The organism is Marinomonas primoryensis, assembly GCF_013372285.1.
Lineage (GTDB): Bacteria > Pseudomonadota > Gammaproteobacteria > Pseudomonadales > Marinomonadaceae > Marinomonas > Marinomonas primoryensis.
On the sequence record NZ_CP054301.1, the window covers coordinates 163,209 to 181,699 of the forward strand.

At 44.2% G+C, this 18,491-nt stretch carries 18 protein-coding genes; 10 read left to right on the forward strand and 8 right to left on the reverse strand.

Annotated features, from left to right (window positions below; genetic code table 11):
- The first annotated feature begins 134 nt into the window (after positions 1-134).
- The 3 genes from MP3633_RS00720 (at position 135) to MP3633_RS00730 (ending at position 4,515) form a co-directional block, all read left to right on the forward strand.
- Positions 135-1,343: an MFS transporter gene (locus MP3633_RS00720; RefSeq protein ID WP_176334062.1), complete on the forward strand. Its 1,209-nt coding sequence runs from the start codon at positions 135-137 to the stop codon at positions 1,341-1,343.
- A gap of 213 nt (positions 1,344-1,556) precedes the next feature.
- Positions 1,557-3,707, forward strand: coding sequence for an FAD-dependent oxidoreductase (locus tag MP3633_RS00725; RefSeq protein WP_176334063.1), 2,151 nt, complete (start codon positions 1,557-1,559; stop codon positions 3,705-3,707).
- A gap of 4 nt (positions 3,708-3,711) precedes the next feature.
- Positions 3,712-4,515 (forward strand): DUF547 domain-containing protein, encoded by an 804-nt coding sequence (locus MP3633_RS00730; protein WP_176334064.1) that lies wholly within the window; start codon positions 3,712-3,714, stop codon positions 4,513-4,515.
- Between the two features lie 3 nt (positions 4,516-4,518).
- Here MP3633_RS00730 and MP3633_RS00735 read toward each other — a convergent pair whose 3' ends face one another.
- Positions 4,519-5,433 carry a LysR family transcriptional regulator gene (locus MP3633_RS00735; RefSeq protein WP_176334065.1) on the reverse strand — a complete coding sequence of 305 codons (915 nt, stop codon included), beginning with the start codon at positions 5,431-5,433 and terminating at the stop codon, positions 4,519-4,521.
- 142 nt (positions 5,434-5,575) lie between these two features.
- Between MP3633_RS00735 and MP3633_RS00740 the strand changes: the two genes are divergently transcribed.
- Positions 5,576-6,301 (forward strand): sulfite exporter TauE/SafE family protein, encoded by a 726-nt coding sequence (locus MP3633_RS00740; protein WP_176334066.1) that lies wholly within the window; start codon positions 5,576-5,578, stop codon positions 6,299-6,301.
- A 5-nt stretch (positions 6,302-6,306) separates the two neighbouring features.
- Here the strand turns inward: MP3633_RS00740 and MP3633_RS00745 are convergent, their stop codons facing one another.
- From MP3633_RS00745 to MP3633_RS00760, 4 genes are all read right to left on the reverse strand, one after another.
- Complete coding sequence (locus tag MP3633_RS00745; protein WP_176334067.1) at positions 6,307-7,158, reverse strand: ABC transporter permease; 852 nt, start codon at positions 7,156-7,158, stop codon at positions 6,307-6,309.
- The gene (locus MP3633_RS00750; RefSeq protein WP_176334068.1) at positions 7,158-7,991 is read right to left on the reverse strand and encodes an ABC transporter permease; all 834 of its coding nucleotides are present in this window, start codon (positions 7,989-7,991) and stop codon (positions 7,158-7,160) included. Before MP3633_RS00750 ends, MP3633_RS00745 begins: the two co-directional genes overlap by 1 nt.
- Positions 7,992-8,101: 110 nt before the next feature.
- Positions 8,102-9,250 (reverse strand): ABC transporter substrate-binding protein, encoded by a 1,149-nt coding sequence (locus MP3633_RS00755; RefSeq protein ID WP_176334069.1) that lies wholly within the window; start codon positions 9,248-9,250, stop codon positions 8,102-8,104.
- 12 nt (positions 9,251-9,262) lie between these two features.
- Complete coding sequence (locus MP3633_RS00760; RefSeq protein ID WP_176334070.1) at positions 9,263-10,348, reverse strand: ABC transporter ATP-binding protein; 1,086 nt, start codon at positions 10,346-10,348, stop codon at positions 9,263-9,265.
- Positions 10,349-10,528: 180 nt separating this feature from the next.
- On the opposite strand from MP3633_RS00760, the gene MP3633_RS00765 reads away from it, so the two are divergent.
- The 5 genes from MP3633_RS00765 to MP3633_RS00785 all read left to right on the forward strand — a co-directional run bounded on the left by MP3633_RS00765 (position 10,529) and on the right by MP3633_RS00785 (position 15,478).
- Positions 10,529-11,347, forward strand: a complete 819-nt coding sequence (locus tag MP3633_RS00765) for an MBL fold metallo-hydrolase (protein ID WP_176334071.1) — start codon at positions 10,529-10,531, stop codon at positions 11,345-11,347.
- A 4-nt stretch (positions 11,348-11,351) separates the two neighbouring features.
- Positions 11,352-12,401: a LacI family DNA-binding transcriptional regulator gene (locus tag MP3633_RS00770; protein WP_176334072.1), complete on the forward strand. Its 1,050-nt coding sequence runs from the start codon at positions 11,352-11,354 to the stop codon at positions 12,399-12,401.
- A 1-nt stretch (position 12,402) separates the two neighbouring features.
- Positions 12,403-13,170 carry an inositol monophosphatase family protein gene (locus tag MP3633_RS00775; RefSeq protein ID WP_176334073.1) on the forward strand — a complete coding sequence of 256 codons (768 nt, stop codon included), beginning with the start codon at positions 12,403-12,405 and terminating at the stop codon, positions 13,168-13,170.
- A gap of 131 nt (positions 13,171-13,301) precedes the next feature.
- A complete protein-coding gene (locus MP3633_RS00780) occupies positions 13,302-14,693 on the forward strand; it encodes a sensor domain-containing diguanylate cyclase (protein WP_176334074.1) in 1,392 nt (463 codons plus the stop codon).
- A 245-nt stretch (positions 14,694-14,938) separates the two neighbouring features.
- Positions 14,939-15,478 carry a YgjP-like metallopeptidase domain-containing protein gene (locus tag MP3633_RS00785; RefSeq protein WP_112135752.1) on the forward strand — a complete coding sequence of 180 codons (540 nt, stop codon included), beginning with the start codon at positions 14,939-14,941 and terminating at the stop codon, positions 15,476-15,478.
- A gap of 2 nt (positions 15,479-15,480) precedes the next feature.
- Here MP3633_RS00785 and MP3633_RS00790 read toward each other — a convergent pair whose 3' ends face one another.
- Positions 15,481-16,152 (reverse strand): 7-cyano-7-deazaguanine/7-aminomethyl-7-deazaguanine transporter, encoded by a 672-nt coding sequence (locus MP3633_RS00790; protein ID WP_176334075.1) that lies wholly within the window; start codon positions 16,150-16,152, stop codon positions 15,481-15,483.
- A gap of 221 nt (positions 16,153-16,373) precedes the next feature.
- Positions 16,374-16,871, reverse strand: coding sequence for an HPP family protein (locus tag MP3633_RS00795; RefSeq protein WP_176334076.1), 498 nt, complete (start codon positions 16,869-16,871; stop codon positions 16,374-16,376).
- 110 nt (positions 16,872-16,981) lie between these two features.
- Between MP3633_RS00795 and MP3633_RS00800 the strand changes: the two genes are divergently transcribed.
- Positions 16,982-17,536, forward strand: a complete 555-nt coding sequence (locus MP3633_RS00800; protein WP_176334077.1) for a TetR/AcrR family transcriptional regulator — start codon at positions 16,982-16,984, stop codon at positions 17,534-17,536.
- Between the two features lie 60 nt (positions 17,537-17,596).
- On the opposite strand, the gene MP3633_RS00805 is transcribed toward MP3633_RS00800, so the two are convergent.
- Positions 17,597-18,457 carry a PA4780 family RIO1-like protein kinase gene (locus MP3633_RS00805; RefSeq protein WP_176334078.1) on the reverse strand — a complete coding sequence of 287 codons (861 nt, stop codon included), beginning with the start codon at positions 18,455-18,457 and terminating at the stop codon, positions 17,597-17,599.
- Positions 18,458-18,491: the final 34 nt, after the last annotated feature.

The following is an 18,491-nucleotide window of genomic DNA, read 5'->3' on the forward strand; positions in this document are numbered from 1 at the left end:
TTTGATTCCGCAAATACCTGCCCAATCTTGGTGCTTTTTGTTTTAGAATAGCGCTCTATATTTGTCCATAAGGTCAACTTTAAGTGCGTCGCTTGGTTTTGATGGCTTATATTTGATCTACAAAAGGAAGCTTAATGCCAAGTACCCCCTCTTATTCGTCGGTTGTTGCTCCAAAAACTCAATGGTTGGAAATCATTTTGCTTTGGATTGCTGGGATTTCTGCCGCAATGCAATTTGCCAAGTTTTCTGTCTCCTTTGAAACCTTGTTAAATCATTATCAAACCACGGCAACATTAACTGGCGCGTCACTGTCTGCTGTAGGGTTGGTTGGTTTGGTATTTGGTGTGTCGGCTGGGATGATTGCTAGCCGTGTAGGGTATTTAAAAGTGTTGGTCGGTGCTTTGCTGCTGGGTGGCAGTTTGTCGTTTATCCAGTCTTTTTTGCCGCCGTTTAATGTGCTATTTATCACCAGAATACTAGAAGGGCTTTCTCAGTTAGGCGTTGTTGTGGCGGCGCCAACGTTAATTGCGAAGTTAAGTGCGCCTCAGCATAAATCCTTGACGATGGGCATCTGGGGAACGTTTTTTGGTGTCGCGTTTGCGGTATCCGGTTGGGCTGGTAAGAGTCTTTTAGACCAATATGGATTGTCTACATTGTTTTTGAGTCATGGCATTTTGATTTCGACCATCGGTGTCGTGTTGTTTGTCATTTTGAGGAAAAACCCTGTGTTGGATTTGGTGCCTGCCGCTGACAACCAAGGTGGATTCTTTTCTCAAATGATGAGGATTTACCGTAATCCACGTGCTCTTTTACCGAGCTTTGTTTTCCTGTTTTATACCTGCACTCTGGTGTCTGTGTTGACTTACGTGCCGGGGTTGATTAATGACCTGTCTTTGCAGAAGTGGATGTTGGTTCTATTGCCTTTAATTACCACCAGCGGAACATTTTTAGCGGGCGCTATTGCACAATATTTGATGCGACCTCAACGAGTGGCGTTGGTCGCTTATTCTGGTGTGGCGGTCAGTGCGCTGGTTTTGTCATTGATTGGCGATACGGCGTTGCTATTTTGTTTGGTGGTCGGTGTTATGGTGTTGTTTCTTGGTATGGTGCCAGGCGCTTCGTTGGCAATGATTCCAACGTTGGCACGTAACCCAAGCGAACAGGCTCAAGGTTATGGTTTGCTGGCTCAATTTGGTAATCTTGGTGCCACAGTAGGGCCGCCAACGTTTGCCACTGCCTTGGTTGCCTATGGTTTGTCTGGACTGGTGGTGTTGGTATTGTGTGTTTGTTGTTTCGGTATTTTGTTTAGTCTTTTGGCTGGGCGCATTAAAACCGTCTATTAGTAGTTTGCTTTCTTACCTAAACCGCGTTTGCCTCGCTAAACGCGGCCTTCCTTTCTTCCTCTCTCGTATTTATTTTGTGTGTTCTGGCTTTTACTTTAAAAAAATAATCTACCTTGCTGTAATAATTCGAGCCTGTATTGTGTCTAACTAACATTCACTTAATTGAGTAATTTTATTTTTCCTGAGTTGAAAGACTCTGTTGGAGCGTTGGTAATGAAGAAAATCGGATTATTGGTGTTAATCGCTATTTTGGCTGCGGGGTTTTTCTATTTTGATCTGCACCAGTTATTAACATTGCAGGGTTTGAAGTCCGGCCTCGCTCAGTTTGAAGTATGGCGGGCTGAAAGCCCTCTGCTTGTTGGTGGCGCATTTTTGATTCTGTATGTCATTGTGACTGCCTTGTCTTTACCCGGTGCCGTGATTATGACACTGGCGGCGGGCGCATTGTTTGGTTTAGGTTGGGGTCTGCTTATCGTTTCTTTTGCTAGTAGCATTGGTGCGACCTTGGCGTTTCTTGTTTCTCGTTACTTACTTCAAGACATGGTGCAAAAGCGCTTTGGTGATCGTCTTAAAGCGATCAATGAAGGCGTTGAAAAAGAAGGCGCGTTTTATTTGTTTACGCTTCGCCTTGTTCCTATTTTCCCTTTCTTTTTAATAAATTTGTTGATGGGACTGACGAATATTCGCGCGGTGACATTTTATTGGGTCAGCCAAGTAGGTATGTTGGCGGGCACGTTTGTTTTCGTTAATGCGGGGACGCAATTGGGACAGTTAGAAAGTTTATCCGGTATTTTATCGCCTTCCTTGTTGTTGTCTTTTGTTTTGTTAGGCGTGTTCCCTTTGATTGCAAAAAAATTATTGAACGTTATTAAAGCGCGTCGTGTGTACGCGGGTTTTACGAAGCCAAAAACATTTGATCGTAACCTTATTGTTATTGGCGCTGGTGCGGGTGGTTTAGTAAGCGCTTACATTGCAGCGGCGGTAAAAGCCAAAGTGACACTAATTGAAGCCAATAAAATGGGCGGTGATTGCCTTAACTATGGATGTATCCCAAGTAAGGCTTTGATCAAGAGTGCGAAAGTGGCGCAGCAAATGCGCCATGCTGAAAACTACGGTTTAGACAGCAGTGAACCGACCTTTTCGTTCAAAAAAGTCATGGCGCGTGTTCATGATGTGATTAGTAAAATAGAGCCTCATGATAGCGTAGAGCGCTATACGAATCTTGGTGTAGACGTCGTACAAGGTTACGCTCAATTAATTGATCCTTGGACAGTAGAAATCAAGCTAAATGATGGTGGTACTCAGCGTCTGACGGCGCGGAGTATTGTGCTGGCGACGGGCGCGCGTCCATTTGTCCCTGATTTACCGGGTTTGAATGACGTGGGTTATTACACCAGTGATAACTTGTGGGAAGAATTTGCTAAGTTCGATGAAGCGCCAAAACGTCTTGTCGTATTAGGCGGTGGCCCAATCGGTTCTGAATTGGCGCAAAGTTTTGCTCGTTTAGGTTCTAAGGTGACTCAGGTCGAACGTGCAGCGCGAATTATGGCCAGAGAAGACGAAGAAGTGTCTGAACTTGTTCAAGAAAGCATGAGATCCGATGGCGTAACGACCCTGACGTCTCATAATGCGATTCGTTGTGAAAAAGAAGGTGATGTTAAGCGCTTGATCGTTGAAAAAGACGGTGTTGAAAGCGTGATTGAATTTGATGCGCTACTTTGTGCCGTTGGTCGTCAAGCACGTCTTGAAGGTTACGGTTTAGAAAACTTAGGCGTCGAAACCAAGCGTACTATCGTCACCAACGATTACCTTGAAACCTTGTTTCCGAACATTTTTGCGGTAGGCGATGTGGCTGGCCCTTATCAATTCACTCACGTTGCAGCTCATCAAGCTTGGTTTGCGGCGGTGAATGCGTTGTTTGGTACATTCAAAAAATTCCGTGCGGATTACCGAGTGATTCCATGGGCGACCTTTGTTGATCCTGAAGTGGCTCGCGTTGGCTTAAGCGAACAAGATGCGAAAGAACAAGGCATCGCTTATGAAATGGTTCGTTACGGCCTTGATGACCTAGATCGCGCCATTGCAGAAAGCGCGACGAAAGGCTTTGTGAAAGTCTTAACCGTGCCAGGGAAGGATAAAATCTTGGGCGTTACCATTGTGGGAGAGCATTCTGGCGAGTTATTGGCTGAGTTTGTTTTGGCGATGAAACACGGCTTAGGCTTGAATAAAATCTTAGGCACGATTCATACATACCCAACATGGGCGGAATCCAATAAATACGCAGCAGGCGAGTGGAAACGCGCTCATACACCAGAGCGTATATTGGCTTGGGTCGAAAAATACCACACATGGCGTCGAGGTTAAGTGGATGAAAAAGTGGCTGATTACCTTGTTCGCTGTTATTGGACTGCAAAGTGCGGTGGCCAATGCTGAAAACGTCTTTGATCACTCATCATGGAATGCGTTACTGCAACAGAATGTTCATTTACTTGAAGGCGGTAAAGCAAGCCAAGTGGATTACCAAGGGTTTGCAGATGATAAAGCGTCTTTGGACGCTTATTTAAAAACGTTAGAAAACGTTAGCCAGTTTGAATTTGATGGCTGGCCGAAGAATGAGCAATTGGCGTTTTTGATCAATGCTTACAATGCTTGGACTGTCGATTTAATTCTTACGAAATGGCCTGACTTAAAATCAATCAAAGACCTAGGCCGCTTTTTTAGCTCTCCTTGGAGCAAAGAGTTTATTCCTTTATTAGGAAAAACGCGTTCTTTGGATGATGTTGAGCACACGCTGATTCGTGGTTCAGATCGTTACAAGGATCCTCGCATTCACTTTGCCGTTAATTGCGCCAGCATTGGTTGTCCTGCCTTGGCGAATCAAGCTTTCCAAGGCGATAACGTCGACAGTTTGCTACAGACACAAACGCAATTGTTTCTAGCCGATAGCAGTCGTAACCGTTTGAATGGTAAGACATTAGAACTGTCTTCTATCTTTAAATGGTATCGTGAAGACTTTGAAAAAGGCTGGAAAGGTTATCACTCATTAGAAGCATTTATCAGCCACTATGCGTCTTCTATGTCGTTACCTGACAGCGTAAAAACCGCGCTTGATAACAAAAAAGTGGACATCAAGTTCTTGGATTATGATTGGACGTTGAACAAGAAACCATAATTTCTATTCGTTCATTTTGTCATCGGACTTATTAGAAAGAGCCTTCATCATTTCCCAAAAAAGATTGGCCTGATAGCTTTGTGTTTGATGGCGTAAGCGAATCATAAAAATCGGCAGTTGGCTTTGTGAGGTAAAATTTTCGACATCGATCGGAATCAACTGACCACTTTCCAGTTCGGAATGAATAATGTGTTTGGGCATTCGTGCCCACCCAAGACCATGCATCAGCATGGTTTTTTTTGTCTGGAAATCATTCACGTACCAACGCTTCCCCGTCGGCAGTATGTATCGGTGGCCGTTTTCGGCGGAATTCGCGGTGGTGTTGGTGACTAAAATTTGCGGAATGCCATAAAGCGATTGTTGTTTTACTTTGCTGCCGCTGAGATTGAGCGTATCGAGCAACTCTGGGCTCACCACCGTCACCATGGAGATCTTGTTTAACTCAATAAAGGCATGTCGATCATCTAAACCATATCGTGGCCCAATGGCTATCTCACACTGATTCTTGGTGAGTGCTTCTTGTACGCCGTATAAGTGGTCTGTTGTGATGTCTAAAGACGTGTCTGGGTACTGTTTCTGAAAGGCTTTGATTCGCATCATGCAGTTGTTATCGACAGCCATCTGACTTAAGCAAAGGTGCAGCGGCGCTTCGATGCCTTTGGCCAAATCATGGCCAAGGTTTTCCAGCTGTTGCGCTTGAGAAATTAGTTTTTTACTTTGTTGAAAAAACGCATGACCTTCGGCGGTTAACGTTGGGCGATAGCTGTCTCGGTCAAATAACAAAATCCCGTATTGTGCTTCCAATGTTTTGACGGCGGCACTGATGCCCGGCTGAGTTTTGTGTATTGCATCCGCTGCAGAACGAAAACTTCCTGTTTCGACAACCGCAATAAAAGCTCTGAGTTGATCGAGTTTCATAATGACACCATATGATAATTAAATATGATCGTTTTAATAACAAAACGAGATTATTTATTGTTCATTATTTGCCGTATTATTGCACGCATAAACGAACAGATTGGTTATCCAATTGTCGTTATCAATCAATAAGGAGGAATAAGTGGATTTGTCATTGGCTGTGTTGTTTTTGGCTGGTTTGATTACCGGCTTTTCAAAATTTTCAGTCGGCGGAATGGGATTGCTGGTGTTGCCGATTGTGATGATTGCGTTTCCTGGCCCTGAGGCGCTGGGCGTCTTGTTGCCGCTTTATATCATTACCGATTTAATGGCGATTGCCAGTTATAGAAGCAAAATTGATTGGTCTGTTTTAGCGCGATTTCTTCCCTTGGCTTTTTTGGGGGTATTTGTAGGAAGTTACTTTTTGGCCAATGTCGACGCCGATCAATTTCTGACCTTCCTCGGCGTGACCATTATCGCGATGATTGGATTGGGGCTTTACCTCGACTTTCGTCCTGCTGCGTTTATGCGTAAGCCTTGGGCGGCCTATTCAATGGGGTTCTTTGGCGGCGTGATTAGTATGATCGCCAATGCTGCGGGGCCGATTTTTAGCTTATTTTTACTAGAGCAAAAATTGGAGAAAGCCTCGTATGTCAGCACTCGGGCATGGGCGTTTTTCATTATTAATCTGGTGAAATTGCCTTTTTACATCGGCCTCGGTTTATTGTCGGTCGAGAGTACAGAAGCCAGCTTATACGCGATTCCAGGGCTGATCATTGGCTCGTTTATTGGTTTTCATTTCTTGAAGAAAGTGAACCCAATCCAGTTCAAGTGGATGATCCGTATTATGTCGGCCCTGGCGGCGTTTAAGCTGTTTCTGTTTTCTTAACGTGATTATTTCCCCAGTTTAGACAGCATCTCAGGACGCATGAACTTATGAATAATCACCATAAATAAGATAGAAGGCACGAGCAAAATCAAGGCGGTAATAGACGCAATTTGATAATTGCCTTCCATACTGGCGGTATAAAGTAAAAGTGGCAGAGTGCTGATGTTTGGGGCCCCGACAAAGAAGGTGCCAGTGAATTCATCTAATGATTCTAAGAAGACAAAAATGCAGCTCGCCACAAGACCCGGAGCCGCTTGAGGGAGAACGATATGGAAGAAGGTATAAAAAGGTCCAGCGCCTAAGTTTCGAGACGCACGTTCTAGCATAGGATCTGTTGAGCTGAACGCCGCCACACTGATCCAAATCGAAAACATCAAACCATGCACGCTGTGTACTAATATCACGCCCAACAAAGTACCGTTCAGTCCGAAGTCGTAAAAAAGACGGGCAATGTTCATGTATACAGTGAGATTTGGAAACGCCTGTGGAATCAAAAACAACAGCATCCAAAAGACTCGAAATGGCATGCTCTGTTTTGACAGCGCATAACCCGCTGGTACAGAAACCAACAAGCAAACGAGGACGGTTAAAACCGCAATCAATAAGCTGGTGAGCAAGGAGCTGGACACGTCGCTGTAAGGGTTAAAGACTTGATGCCAATACTTGAATCCCCATTGCGTTGGCAGTGAATGCGGGAAGTACCAAGTTTCTGTTACTGTCCAAATTAATAGGTTGACGATCGGGCCAAACAGGACCAAGGCGAGCAGTAATATAAACAAGCTTTGTAGCCAGAAATTCAGGCGCAAAGAGCGGACGCTCAAACGGTCAAATAGACTTGAGTTTCGTGTAGTGCTCATCAAACAGCTCCTTTTTCTTTTAGATTCTGACGAAGGTAAAACCAAGCCAAGCCAGCGCAAATGGCATACGACACCAAACCAAGCGCATTCGCGACGTGATAATCGCCGTAGGAATTAATTCGAAACGCCATGTCTGCGGTCATCATGGTCGGAGAACCTGTGCCAATCATTAGAGGAACCGACAGCACGGACATAATAGTGACAGTGGATAACACCATGGCTACACCAATACTTGGCGTAATTTGCGGCAAGATGATTTGAAATAAAATGCGAAAACGAGACGCGCCTAAATTACGGGCGGCACGTATTTGTGAATCGTCCAACGCCGCCATCGCACCAGAGATTAACAAAGTAGAAAAAGCCATTTGCTTCCAAACAAACGTAATAATAATGCCCGTCCAACCAAGGAAGGACACGGTTTCCATTGGTGTTAACAAGCCCGCTTCAATAAAGGCGTTATTCATCAGGCCATTCTTGGCTAAAAAAGTCCGCATCATTTGTGCAGTGACAATGAAGGGAATAAACAAAGGCAAGCGATAAAGAAAACCCAGCAAGCCGACTAAAATACGGAACGGCGACAGGGTAATTAGCGCCGCAATGGAAATCGATAAAACCGCTAAAATAGACACCGAAATCAGCACAATGAAAACGGTAAAGAGCATGTCTTTTGAATACAATTCAAAGGCTTTATGTAGATGAATTAATGTAAAGCCACCTTCGTCCAAGGTCACGGCGGAATAGAGCGAGAAACACAAAGGGTATAAAAAGAAGATACCGACCATGAGTGCAGCGGGTGCGACCAGCCAAAGGTTATGTGATGTCGTTTGACGCATATTTCTTTTTTCCAATAACGAACACGGGATAAAATCGCCCTGAGCAAAATAACTCAGGGCGTTAGTCGAGTGATGAATGCACTCAATGGCTCAACTAGATACTCAATAACCTAGTTAGAAACGTTACGTTCGTAACCTTCTTTGATGTCGTCAAAATAAGGTCCGATTGGGAAACTCTTACCGTATTTTGCTAAATCGCTTGGTGTGATTTCGGCAAAAAGCTTTTCCCATGTTGCGCTGTCTAGCTTGCTCTTCACTTGTTCAGCATCAATACCTGGGTACCAGTTAAAGCGTTTTACAATGCCTTCGGCCTGTATTTCTGGGCTTGTTGCTAGTTCGATAAATTCACGAGCAAGCTCTGGGTGTGCGGCTTTTGTTGGCGTCACGTAGTACATAGGTTGGCCAGGCATGCCTGGGGCGATCAAAGATAATTTCATTGATGGTGGGATTTTGCCCTGCTCTTTCCAGCTGTAGAACATATCGACCCAAACAGGCCCCATGAAAATTTCGCCACGATTTAACATATCCAATGTGCCAGCGTTGCCTGGTGTAAAGGTGATGTTCTTGTTGAAATCTTTAAGGTCTGCGAAGGCTTTGTCCCATGATGCAGCGACATTTTTGTCATAAGGCGCGCTGGAAAGCGTGTCTGCTTTGGTACCGTAGGCATAAATCCAACCGGTTACAAAGCTCACCCCTGACATGCCGTTTTTAATGCCGTTGTAGCCAAAGGACTTTGGATGCTTTTGCGTCCATGTGACGAGTTCGTCATAAGACGTTGGTGGGTTGGTCACGAAATCACTGTTGTAAGCGATGGCGGTTTGGCTATGAAACATCGGCATGACATAGCCTTCTACGTTTACGCCAAGCGCATTTATAGCACTGTCACGAGTGACCATTTTACCTGTTTTGATGTCTGTTCGATATTTTGAAAGCAGACCACCTTCCACCATCTCGCCACCAATCTTTTGGTGAACAACAGCAACATCAATGTCCCAAGAATCCAAGCCGCTGCTGTTTTGTGCTGACAGCTTTTCTTTGATTTTATGAGAACCTGCATCGCCAGGGCCTGTGCCTACGACATTCACTTTTACGCCTGGATGTGACGCCTCAAATTTTGGGGCGAGGTACGTTTTTACGTAGTCGACCATATTTTGACCGCCGGCAGAAACCACATTTAATGTGGTCTGTGCGTGTGCAAAACCTGAAAATTGGGTAAGACCAATGGCGGCAAGTACAGCTATCTTCGTTTTATAGAACATGGTTTATCCTCATTAATTTGACTGAAATGGCATGGTTGTTTGAAACACTGAATGCTCAACGTCTTGAGCGTAAATATGCAGTGCATCGGGTAGGACACGTAAAGTCACGGGAGTCTGTTCAGACAGGTTTTGATCATGTTCTGCCTGTATTGTGTGCTTCCCGCAGCGCACACTAATTCGATAATTATTGCCAAAAAACGCACTTTGCTCGACGACACCTTTGATGATTAAGCCATTGTTGCTTAAGTCGTTTTCGGGGCCTTTTTGAGTTGAGAGCGAAACGTTTTCACTACGAAAATACACACTCGAGGGTTTGCTTGGATTGTCTAGCTGACCGCCAAGGTTTAAAGCGAAAGCGTCGTCCGATAATGGCCAGTCGATATGATTGTCTGCGCCCATAAAATCGGCCACAAAAGGCGTACTTGGGTGATGGTAAATTTCTTCTGGCGTCCCAATCTGTTCGATTCGACCTTGATTTAATACCGCAATGCGATCCGCCATGACTAAGGCTTCTTCTTGGTCATGGGTGACGATCAGCGAAGTAAAACCAAGTTGTTTCTGCAACGCTTTGATCTCGTGGCGTACGCTCAACCTGACTTTGGCGTCTAAGTTGGAAAGCGGCTCATCAAGCACCAATACATCGGGACGAATCGCCAACGCTCGCGCCAAGGCGACACGTTGACGCTGTCCGCCAGACAGTGCGGTGACTTTTTCGTTTTCTAATCCGTTAAGTTTTACGATGTCTAACAATTCCGCCACGCGAACGTCTATCTCCGCGCGTTTTATTTTTTTCACTTTTAGGCCGTAGGCAATATTTTGTGACACCGTCATATGAGGCCATAGTGCGTAGTTTTGAAAGACCATGGTGATGTTGCGTTTTTCAGCGGGCAATTGAGAGATGGCACGCTGACCGGAGAAGATTTCACCGTGACTGACGGGAACAAAACCACACAGCGCATTCAACAACGTGGTTTTTCCACAGCCGGATGGGCCAAGTAAGGCAATCATTTCTCCTTGCTCGACGTGTAGGTTGATGTTGTTCAAGATCAACTTATTACCGTAGCCCGCTTGTAGATTTTCTATTTGTAAGTGCGCCATGCCTTGCTCCAAGTGCAATAAAACGTTTGCCGGAGATTTTTTTCACTTTTTTTCATGAAATGAACACGTGTTCATCGTTCTGTAAAAAAAATGCAATCTATAACCGACATGATGGGTGCCTACTTTGTCGGATCTTTATGACAATTTAATTAAACTAAAAAGACATCTTGGTGAGACAGTATGAAAATTGACGTGATTGGTTGTGGTAGCGCGTTTTCTCAGCGCAACAATACTTCTTCCATTAGGATCATCGATTCACAGCAAAACCAATGGCTCATCGACTGTGGACCGACGGTGCCAAGAGCCATTTGGCAGCGTGATATTGGCGTGAATGACATACAGGTAATTTATTTTACGCATATCCATCCTGATCACAGTTCTGGGTTAGCGGCACTGATTAATCAGTGGAAAAGCTTTCAACGCACTGAGCCGTTGACAATTTTTTGCCAAGCAGAACAACGAAAGCCATTGGAAGCGTTGGTGGCATTGTCGGTTTGGCCTGAAACAGAGGTGTGCTTTGAGATTCATTGGCAGGATATTCATGATGCTTTTGAGTGGAAGCATTGGCAGATTCGCACCGCCAATACACAACATGAAATGGCCAATCGAGCGATTCGAATTGAGATTGACCAGCAAACAGTATTTTTTAGCGGCGACGGACGACCAACGGCCGCCAGCCAAGCATTAATGCTTGGTGCTGATATCGCTTTTCAAGAATGTGCGTCTTTTGATGCTTTGCCAACAGACTCTTCCCATGGAGATTTCCCCGACTGTGAACGATTACTAGCACAGACGAGCGCCAAAGCGCTGGGTATTTATCATTGCTTTGATGCGGCGATTCCTAGTCTGCTTGATGCTGTTCGGCATACGCCCAACTTATTTGTCAGCCAAGACGGTTTGGTTATTGATTTGGACGATGATAACTATGTTCAGCACACGCTGGATTCTACCTCAGTCGGTTCTATTCCGCTGGGCTCAGCTTCAACAGAAAAGGGATAGAAAATTGACGAATACTCGAAAAAGAGGCTCAGTCACGGCGGAAGATGTCGCAAAACTCGCTGGTGTCTCGCGCGCGGCCGTGTCTCGTACATTCAGTAATAACGGCAGTGTCGCGCGCGAGACGCGCGAAAAAATAGTCAAAGCCGCCAATGAACTCGGCTATCAAGTGAATTTCTTGGCGCAAGGGTTAAACCGCAAACGCAGTCAGTTAATCGGCGTTGTGGTCGCGCGCTTAAGTGATCCTTTTCGCAGTAGTTTGCTAGAAGGCTTATTGAGCGAAATCCAACGAAAGGGTTATCAAGCGCTGGTAACGGAGGTGCGAGATGATGACGAATTAGAAATGACCATTCGACGTTTTACGCAATTTCGAGTGTCTGGGGTGATTGTCACATCGGGGCAGCCGCCAGCGAATTTAGTCAAAGAGTGTGTTCAACACAATATTCCTGTCGTTGGCATTAATCGTCATATGGACATTCCCGACGTGGATTTTGTTTGTTCGGATAACCAGATGGCGGCGGTGCTCGTATCGGAGCAATTGATTCGCTCTGGTTGTTCTCGTGTGGGTTGGTTGAACTATGAAAATTCGACGTGGTCTGGCATTAATCGAGGCGACCTTTTTCGTCACATGATGATTGAAGAGCATGCTTTTGATGTGTCTGATTTTTTGGAAATAACCGCGCAAGCCGATGGCTACGAAGGCGGCAGAAAAGCCGCTCATGTTTTTTGTGAGCAAGGAAAACGCGTCGATGGTATTTTTTGCGCCAACGCTCAACTCGCGTGCGGTTTTTTAGATGGCATGCGTGAAAATGGCTTTGATGCGCCAAACGATTTTCACATAATTGGTTTTGATAACACGCTTCAAACGACGCAATACAGCTACCGATTAACAACGATTCATCAAGACGTACAGCAAACCGCACAGCGGGTTTTGACTTGCTTGGAAGCACGAGGACAAGATCCACATATTCGTCAGCGTTTCGAAGAAATTCCCGTCAAATTAATGATTAGAAACACATCTCCAGATGTGGATTCGATTAATAAAAGGATGCCATAGAATGGAACATGAATACCAAATTTTAGAATCGGCAATTAAGAAAGCTGGAAAGCGTGCTCAGGTTATTCGCCAGTCTGGATTGTCGGTCACGGTCAAAGGACGACAAGATTTCGTTTCTGAAGCAGACGTGAGTGTAGAAAACGAGCTAAAAGAGGTGATCCATGCCTTGTTTCCTGAGGATGGTTTTTTAGGAGAAGAAAGTGGTTTGGTGCTAGGAACGGATACCAAGAAAAGTGGCGTTTGGGTGATCGATCCAATCGACGGTACAACAAACTACCTTCAAGGCATGGACTATTGGTGTATTTCCGTCGCTTACGTGATTAATGACGTTATTCAACTTGGCTTTGTTTACGCACCGGACAGAGACGAATTTTTCTTTGCGCAGCGTGGTAAAGGCGCGTATCTAAATGGTGCTTCACTCACGATCCAAGAGCCTGAAAAGGGGCAAGCGATTATTGGCGTCGGGCGCTCTAATCGTCGGCCATTGCAGGCGTATTTTGATCTTCTTGCGGTGTTGGATACGAACAATGTCGAGCATCGACGTTTTGGCGCTGGCGCTTTAATGCTGGCTCATGTTGCTTCAGGGTTGGTGCATGGCTATTTCGAATCTCATCTCAATAGTTGGGATGCTCTAGCGGGTCTGTTACTGATTGAAGAGGCGGGAGGTCGAGTGCCTAACTTTCTTGAAAATGATGGGTTATTGAATGGGAATCCAGTGTGGGCAGCGAGCTCACAGTTGTGGCTGGATTTGGATCATGTGCTTAATTAGGTAAATAAAAAGCGCTGTACAAAAATCATACAAAAAATATTGGGCGTTATCTTGTTTTGTTTCGGGCTCTCGCGTGTCTATGTCTGTTGACCCTAAATATTATATAAGAATGCTCTTTAGTGGATATTTGTATGGATATAAACTCAAAGGATGACATTCGGTTAGAAGATGTTCTAAACACCACCCCTGTTGCCGTTGGTTGGTCTAGTGTTTCTTCCGGCCGTATTGAATACGTAAACAAGGCTTTTCGCGACCTTTTCGGTTATACCTTGGACGATATACCCAATATTGAAAGTTGGTATTCGAGTGTGTCATCAAAACCTCAATACTATCAAGACGTCATAGAGCCTTGGATCAAGGAATGCCAAGAAAGCGATGTCGCGCATGCATTAAAGACAATGCTGCATTGCAAAGATCGTTCGCTCAAGCAAGTCAGCGTGACTTTTTCATTAGTGGGAGATAAGCGGCTTTGGTACTTCAGTGATGTTACTGATTATTGCATTGCTGAAAAAAGACTGCGTGCTCGCAGTGAAATGCTCGAGATGGTCGCAAAGAGCTCTGCATTAAAAGATATTCTTAATGTTATTGTGAAACAGGTTCAACAAGAAAGCCCCTTCTCATTATGCAGTGTTTTATTATTTGATAAAGCCAATCAATGTTTAAAACTCGGCGCTGCGCCGGATCTCCCAGATTTTTATAATAACGCGATTGATGGCATTAAAATTGGTGCTAATGTTGGCTCTTGCGGTACCGCGGCTCACTTAGGTGAGCGTGTTATTGTTGACAACATTCATACGCATCGATATTGGAAAAACTTCACTCAGCTTGCTCGTGAAGCAGATGTTGCGGCTTGCTGGTCAGACCCTATTATGTCTTCTAAAGGCGACTTACTAGGCACCTTTGCTATTTATAAGCGTTTCCCTTCTTCTCCGACAGATAAAGACTTCGAACTTATTAACTTCGCGAGTAATTTGGCGAGTATTGCCATTGAGAACTTTAGGGTGCAGGAAGAGCTTGAGCGAAGAGCGCACTTCGATCATTTAACCGGACTGGCAAACCGGAGACAATTTTTTGAACAATGTGAAACTATTCTTAATCAATCGAAGGAAGCGCATTTATCTTTAGCGATTATGATGATGGATGTGGACCATTTTAAACAAGTAAACGATGATTATGGTCATAAATCGGGTGATTTAGCGCTACAAAAACTTGCAGAAACGAGCCTGTCTATCTTGCGGAAAGAAGATCTAATCGCCCGAATTGGAGGGGAAGAGTTCGCTATTTTATTGCCACTTACAGGGAAAAAAGAAGCCTTACTGATCGCTGAGAGGCTGCGTGCAAACATTGAAAATTGCAGCTTGTTCAGCCCAGATAACGAAAAGATTCATATTACAGTGTCGTTGGGCGTGGCGTTTAAACAAGGCGGTCGTTGTTCGGTCGATGAATTCTTAAATAAAGCAGATAAAGCCTTGTATAGATCCAAGGCGTTAGGGCGAAATTGTGTGTATCTTTTAGAGGATTGAAGCGATTCACGCACTGCGTAGCTTCATATACTAACAAAGCCACTTCTATTTATTTTTTTGATTTCCCCTCATGCAAGGATTTATTGGTTGGAAACGGTGAGAGTTGTAACGCGGTGAATACTAGAAAGTACGGTATAATATTCGGTGAGAAGTGAGGTTAGTGATTGACGCTATAAAACGGCATGGAGTCGATGTTTTAACCTGATTTTTAACGTTGTTTATCGCCTTTCAGGATATTGCCTTTTATGCCCAAGACACCATCTGCCACTCGCCCAAAAAACCAATCTAGTGGTTATTTGAGGGGCTATAGTGAGCAAATTCAACGTCAAGTAGAAGCGTTGTTAGACGCTGAAAAAACCGGTGAGCTGTTACTTAAAAAATACCCTAAAGCTCATGAACTAAGTGGCACTCGCCCACTCTATGATTATGCAATAGAGCTAAAAAATCATTTTATGCGCAGCTCTTCTCCCATCAGCAAAGTTATCTATGACGATAAAATTCACGTTATCAACAATGCGCTTGGTTTGCATACCTATGTGTCTCGTATGCAAGGTAATAAACTGAAAGCAAAGCATGAGATCCGTATCGCGTCCTTGTTCCGAAATACACCAGAACCGTTACTAAAAATGATATTGGTACACGAGTTGGCTCACTTACGTGAAAAAGAACACAACAAAGCTTTTTATAAGCTTTGTTGTTATATGGAGCCTGATTACCATCAATTAGAGTTCGACCTACGACTGTATTTGAGTCATCGAGATCGATTTGGCGATCTTTGGGGATAGTTTTATGGCCTAGCGCCAACCAATGTAAAGTCTGGCTGAATCGTCGTTATCTTTTTCGCTAGATAATTAAGCAATATGCCGTACATTGGAATGAATAAACCAAGACTGATAATTAACTTAAACGCAAAATCCGCCAGTGCAATCTCTTGCCAATGCTGTGCCATGAAAGGGTCTGGGCTCTGGTAGAAGGCGATGCCAAAGAACGCCAGGGTGTCTAAACCATTACCAAATAACGTGGATGCCGCCGGTGCAATCCACCATTTTTTAAGTTGGCGAAGACGATTAAATACTTGAATATCAAGTACCTGACCAAGTAAATACGCCAAAAGACTGGCTATCGCAATTCGTCCTACAAACCCATTGAATGAGGACAAGGTCTCAATTCCCTGAAATGCCCCTTGAGCGAACAGAACAGACAAAACGTACGATACGATTAACGAGGGAATCATCACTAAAAAAATGATTTTACGTGCTAATGACGCACCGAAAATTCGTACGGTTAAGTCGGTTGCTAAAAAGATAAAAGGGAAGGTAAACGCACCCCAAGTGGTATGAAACCCTAAAATAGTAAAGGGAATTTGTACTAGGTAATTGCTCGAAGCAATGATTAGCAGGTGAAACATCGCAAGATAAAGCAAAGCCTTAGCTTGTTGCTCTGTAGTGAACGTACTCATATTGTGACCTTTTTCGTTTGATTGGGGTGAGGGAACCCAAATATAGGTGTTCGATTGTTGAAACGAACCGTCTGTTTTCGATTAAGTTTTACTCCGTATTCGACCAGTTGACCAAATACGGAGCGAAATTATACATTAAATAGCTGGTTAAAAAAGACCCACATAGAAAAAACACGAATAGTCATGAGCAATAACAGAAAGTATTCACCGCCTTCACGTTTTTAAGGTTTTAATCTGAGTGGGTAACCTATGCGTGAAATCCAATTATGATAAAACCATCCAAATAGTACAATGAGCAAACACCCTGACAAAACTGGCGTGAATAAAAAGTCCCACGATACGTTGAGTGACAGTACTAAGATTGGGTTCGCCCCTGCTGGAGGGTGCAGAGTGTTTGTTAGCATCATCAAAGAAACGCCTAACCCAACGCTGATAGCGATGCTGATGGGCGTCACTTCCCAATAATACAAAGTGATTAGGCCAATGGCCGTTGTCAGTAGGTGGCCTCCGAGGATGTTTTTAGGTTGCGCTAATGGGCTTTTGGGTAATGCAAACAGAATAACCATGGTTGCGCCAAAAGGCGCCATGATTCCAAGGTATGAAGGTGCTATTTGTGCACCTTGTGCCATGATGAAAATGCAGACTGTCGCCCCCATGCCCGCCAAAAAAATAGCAAAAATTCGAGAGCGATAAAGTACATTAAACTTATGTAATCGCATGAGTAAGTCCTTTATTTGAGTGTGTAATGAGGTATACCGATCTGTCTCCTTGATGGTAGACAAGTCTGTGCACCTATGTCAATATTCTTTTACGGCAAGAGGGGAAAGCAATGTCTAAACCTGATTTATTGATACATACGGCGTTTAAACTTTTTTACGAGCATGGCATTCACGCTGTGGGCGTTAATGCCATTTTGGCAGAAACAGGTGTGGCAAAAAAAACGCTCTATCGTCACTTTGGTAGCAAAGATGCTTTGGTTGAAGCGGTGCTTATTTATAGAGATCAGGTCTTTATGGATTGGCTTACATCAAGAATGATGGCAGCAGGAGAGGGTAAATCGGCGATTTTGGCGTTATTTGATGCTCTTGATGATTGGTTTCATGACCGGGTGGATGTTTTGCTGCCTTTTAAAGGCTGCTTTTTTGTGAAGGCAAATGGTGAGTTTTCTAACCATACAGTGAATGATTTGTGCCAAAAGCATAAACAGAATATTACGTCTTTTATTCAAGCTAATCTGGTTGGTTGTTCGTCAGCGTTGGTGCCATCGGACTTGGCACAAAGCGTCAGTGTATTAAAAGAAGGGGCGATTTCACAAGCCTATGTTGCGGGTGACCTAGAGGCAGCTAAGAGAGCAAAAGCCATGGCTGTTGCTCTCTTAGGTTAATGCGGAAAATCTGTATCTATTTTATTTAAAATCAGAACGCAGTCGCGAAGGATTTTAACACTAATCTTCGTCGTCATTTGCCGTGTTGATTCGAGCCAAGCGTTCTTGTTCTTCTTCAAACGCTTCTTTAATTTCCGTTAGGACAGAGTCTACATCGGCTTCTTCGGTTGGTTCATCAAATAAACCAGTTAGTACGGTTTCTGTCGTTAGCTTGCCAGCTTCAAACAATGACCAAATTTCTTTGGCGTATTTCGTTTCAAGTAATTCGGGCGCAGACATACCATAATAGTTACGCATATTATTGATATCGCGCTCTAACATCCATTCCGCATTGTTATTGGCGGCAGCATCAACGGCTTGAGGTAAGTCAATGATGACAGGGCCATGGGAATCAACCAGTACGTTGAATTCAGATAAATCACCATGAATTAAGCCAGCGCACAGCATGCGTACAATGTCTTTGATTATGGTGTCATGATCTCGTTTGGCTTGTTCTTCACTAAGCACGACATCATTCAGGCGAGGTGCAACTTCGCCACTGTCGTCAGTGACAAGCTCCATTAGCAAGACGCCATCAAAGCAACCGTAAGGCGTAGGTGCACGAACACCGGCAGCGGCTAAACGATATAGCGCATCCACTTCTGCATTTTGCCAAAGGTTCTCTTGCTCGTCTCGACCAAACTTAGAGCCTTTTTCCATTGCTCGTGAGCGTCGGCTATTGCGAACTTTTCGACCTTCTCTGTATTGCACAGCTTGCTTGAAACTGCGTTTACCGGCTTCTTTATAGACTTTCGCGCAGCGGATTTCTGATCCACAGCGTACTACATAGACAGTCGCTTCTTTTCCGCTCATTAATTGTCGAAGGACTTCGTCTATTAAGCCATCTTCGATGAGGGGTTGTATTCTTTTAGGGATTTTCATGCGGCTCGTTATACAGTGATTAGATGACAAATGA

Excerpts from the sequence above, each read along its gene's own strand:
- MP3633_RS00720 (WP_176334062.1), top strand. The coding sequence starts at position 135 with ATGCCAAGTACCCCCTCTTATTCGTCGGTTGTTGCTCCAAAAACTCAA.
- MP3633_RS00725 (WP_176334063.1), top strand. The coding sequence starts at position 1,557 with ATGAAGAAAATCGGATTATTGGTGTTAATCGCTATTTTGGCTGCGGGG.
- MP3633_RS00730 (WP_176334064.1), top strand. The coding sequence starts at position 3,712 with ATGAAAAAGTGGCTGATTACCTTGTTCGCTGTTATTGGACTGCAAAGT.
- MP3633_RS00735 (WP_176334065.1), bottom strand. The coding sequence starts at position 5,433 with ATGAAACTCGATCAACTCAGAGCTTTTATTGCGGTTGTCGAAACAGGA.
- MP3633_RS00745 (WP_176334067.1), bottom strand. The coding sequence starts at position 7,158 with ATGAGCACTACACGAAACTCAAGTCTATTTGACCGTTTGAGCGTCCGC.
- MP3633_RS00750 (WP_176334068.1), bottom strand. The coding sequence starts at position 7,991 with ATGCGTCAAACGACATCACATAACCTTTGGCTGGTCGCACCCGCTGCA.
- MP3633_RS00755 (WP_176334069.1), bottom strand. The coding sequence starts at position 9,250 with ATGTTCTATAAAACGAAGATAGCTGTACTTGCCGCCATTGGTCTTACC.
- MP3633_RS00760 (WP_176334070.1), bottom strand. The coding sequence starts at position 10,348 with ATGGCGCACTTACAAATAGAAAATCTACAAGCGGGCTACGGTAATAAG.
- MP3633_RS00765 (WP_176334071.1), top strand. The coding sequence starts at position 10,529 with ATGAAAATTGACGTGATTGGTTGTGGTAGCGCGTTTTCTCAGCGCAAC.
- MP3633_RS00775 (WP_176334073.1), top strand. The coding sequence starts at position 12,403 with ATGGAACATGAATACCAAATTTTAGAATCGGCAATTAAGAAAGCTGGA.
- MP3633_RS00780 (WP_176334074.1), top strand. The coding sequence starts at position 13,302 with ATGGATATAAACTCAAAGGATGACATTCGGTTAGAAGATGTTCTAAAC.
- MP3633_RS00785 (WP_112135752.1), top strand. The coding sequence starts at position 14,939 with ATGCCCAAGACACCATCTGCCACTCGCCCAAAAAACCAATCTAGTGGT.
- MP3633_RS00790 (WP_176334075.1), bottom strand. The coding sequence starts at position 16,152 with ATGAGTACGTTCACTACAGAGCAACAAGCTAAGGCTTTGCTTTATCTT.
- MP3633_RS00795 (WP_176334076.1), bottom strand. The coding sequence starts at position 16,871 with ATGCGATTACATAAGTTTAATGTACTTTATCGCTCTCGAATTTTTGCT.
- MP3633_RS00800 (WP_176334077.1), top strand. The coding sequence starts at position 16,982 with ATGTCTAAACCTGATTTATTGATACATACGGCGTTTAAACTTTTTTAC.
- MP3633_RS00805 (WP_176334078.1), bottom strand. The coding sequence starts at position 18,457 with ATGAAAATCCCTAAAAGAATACAACCCCTCATCGAAGATGGCTTAATA.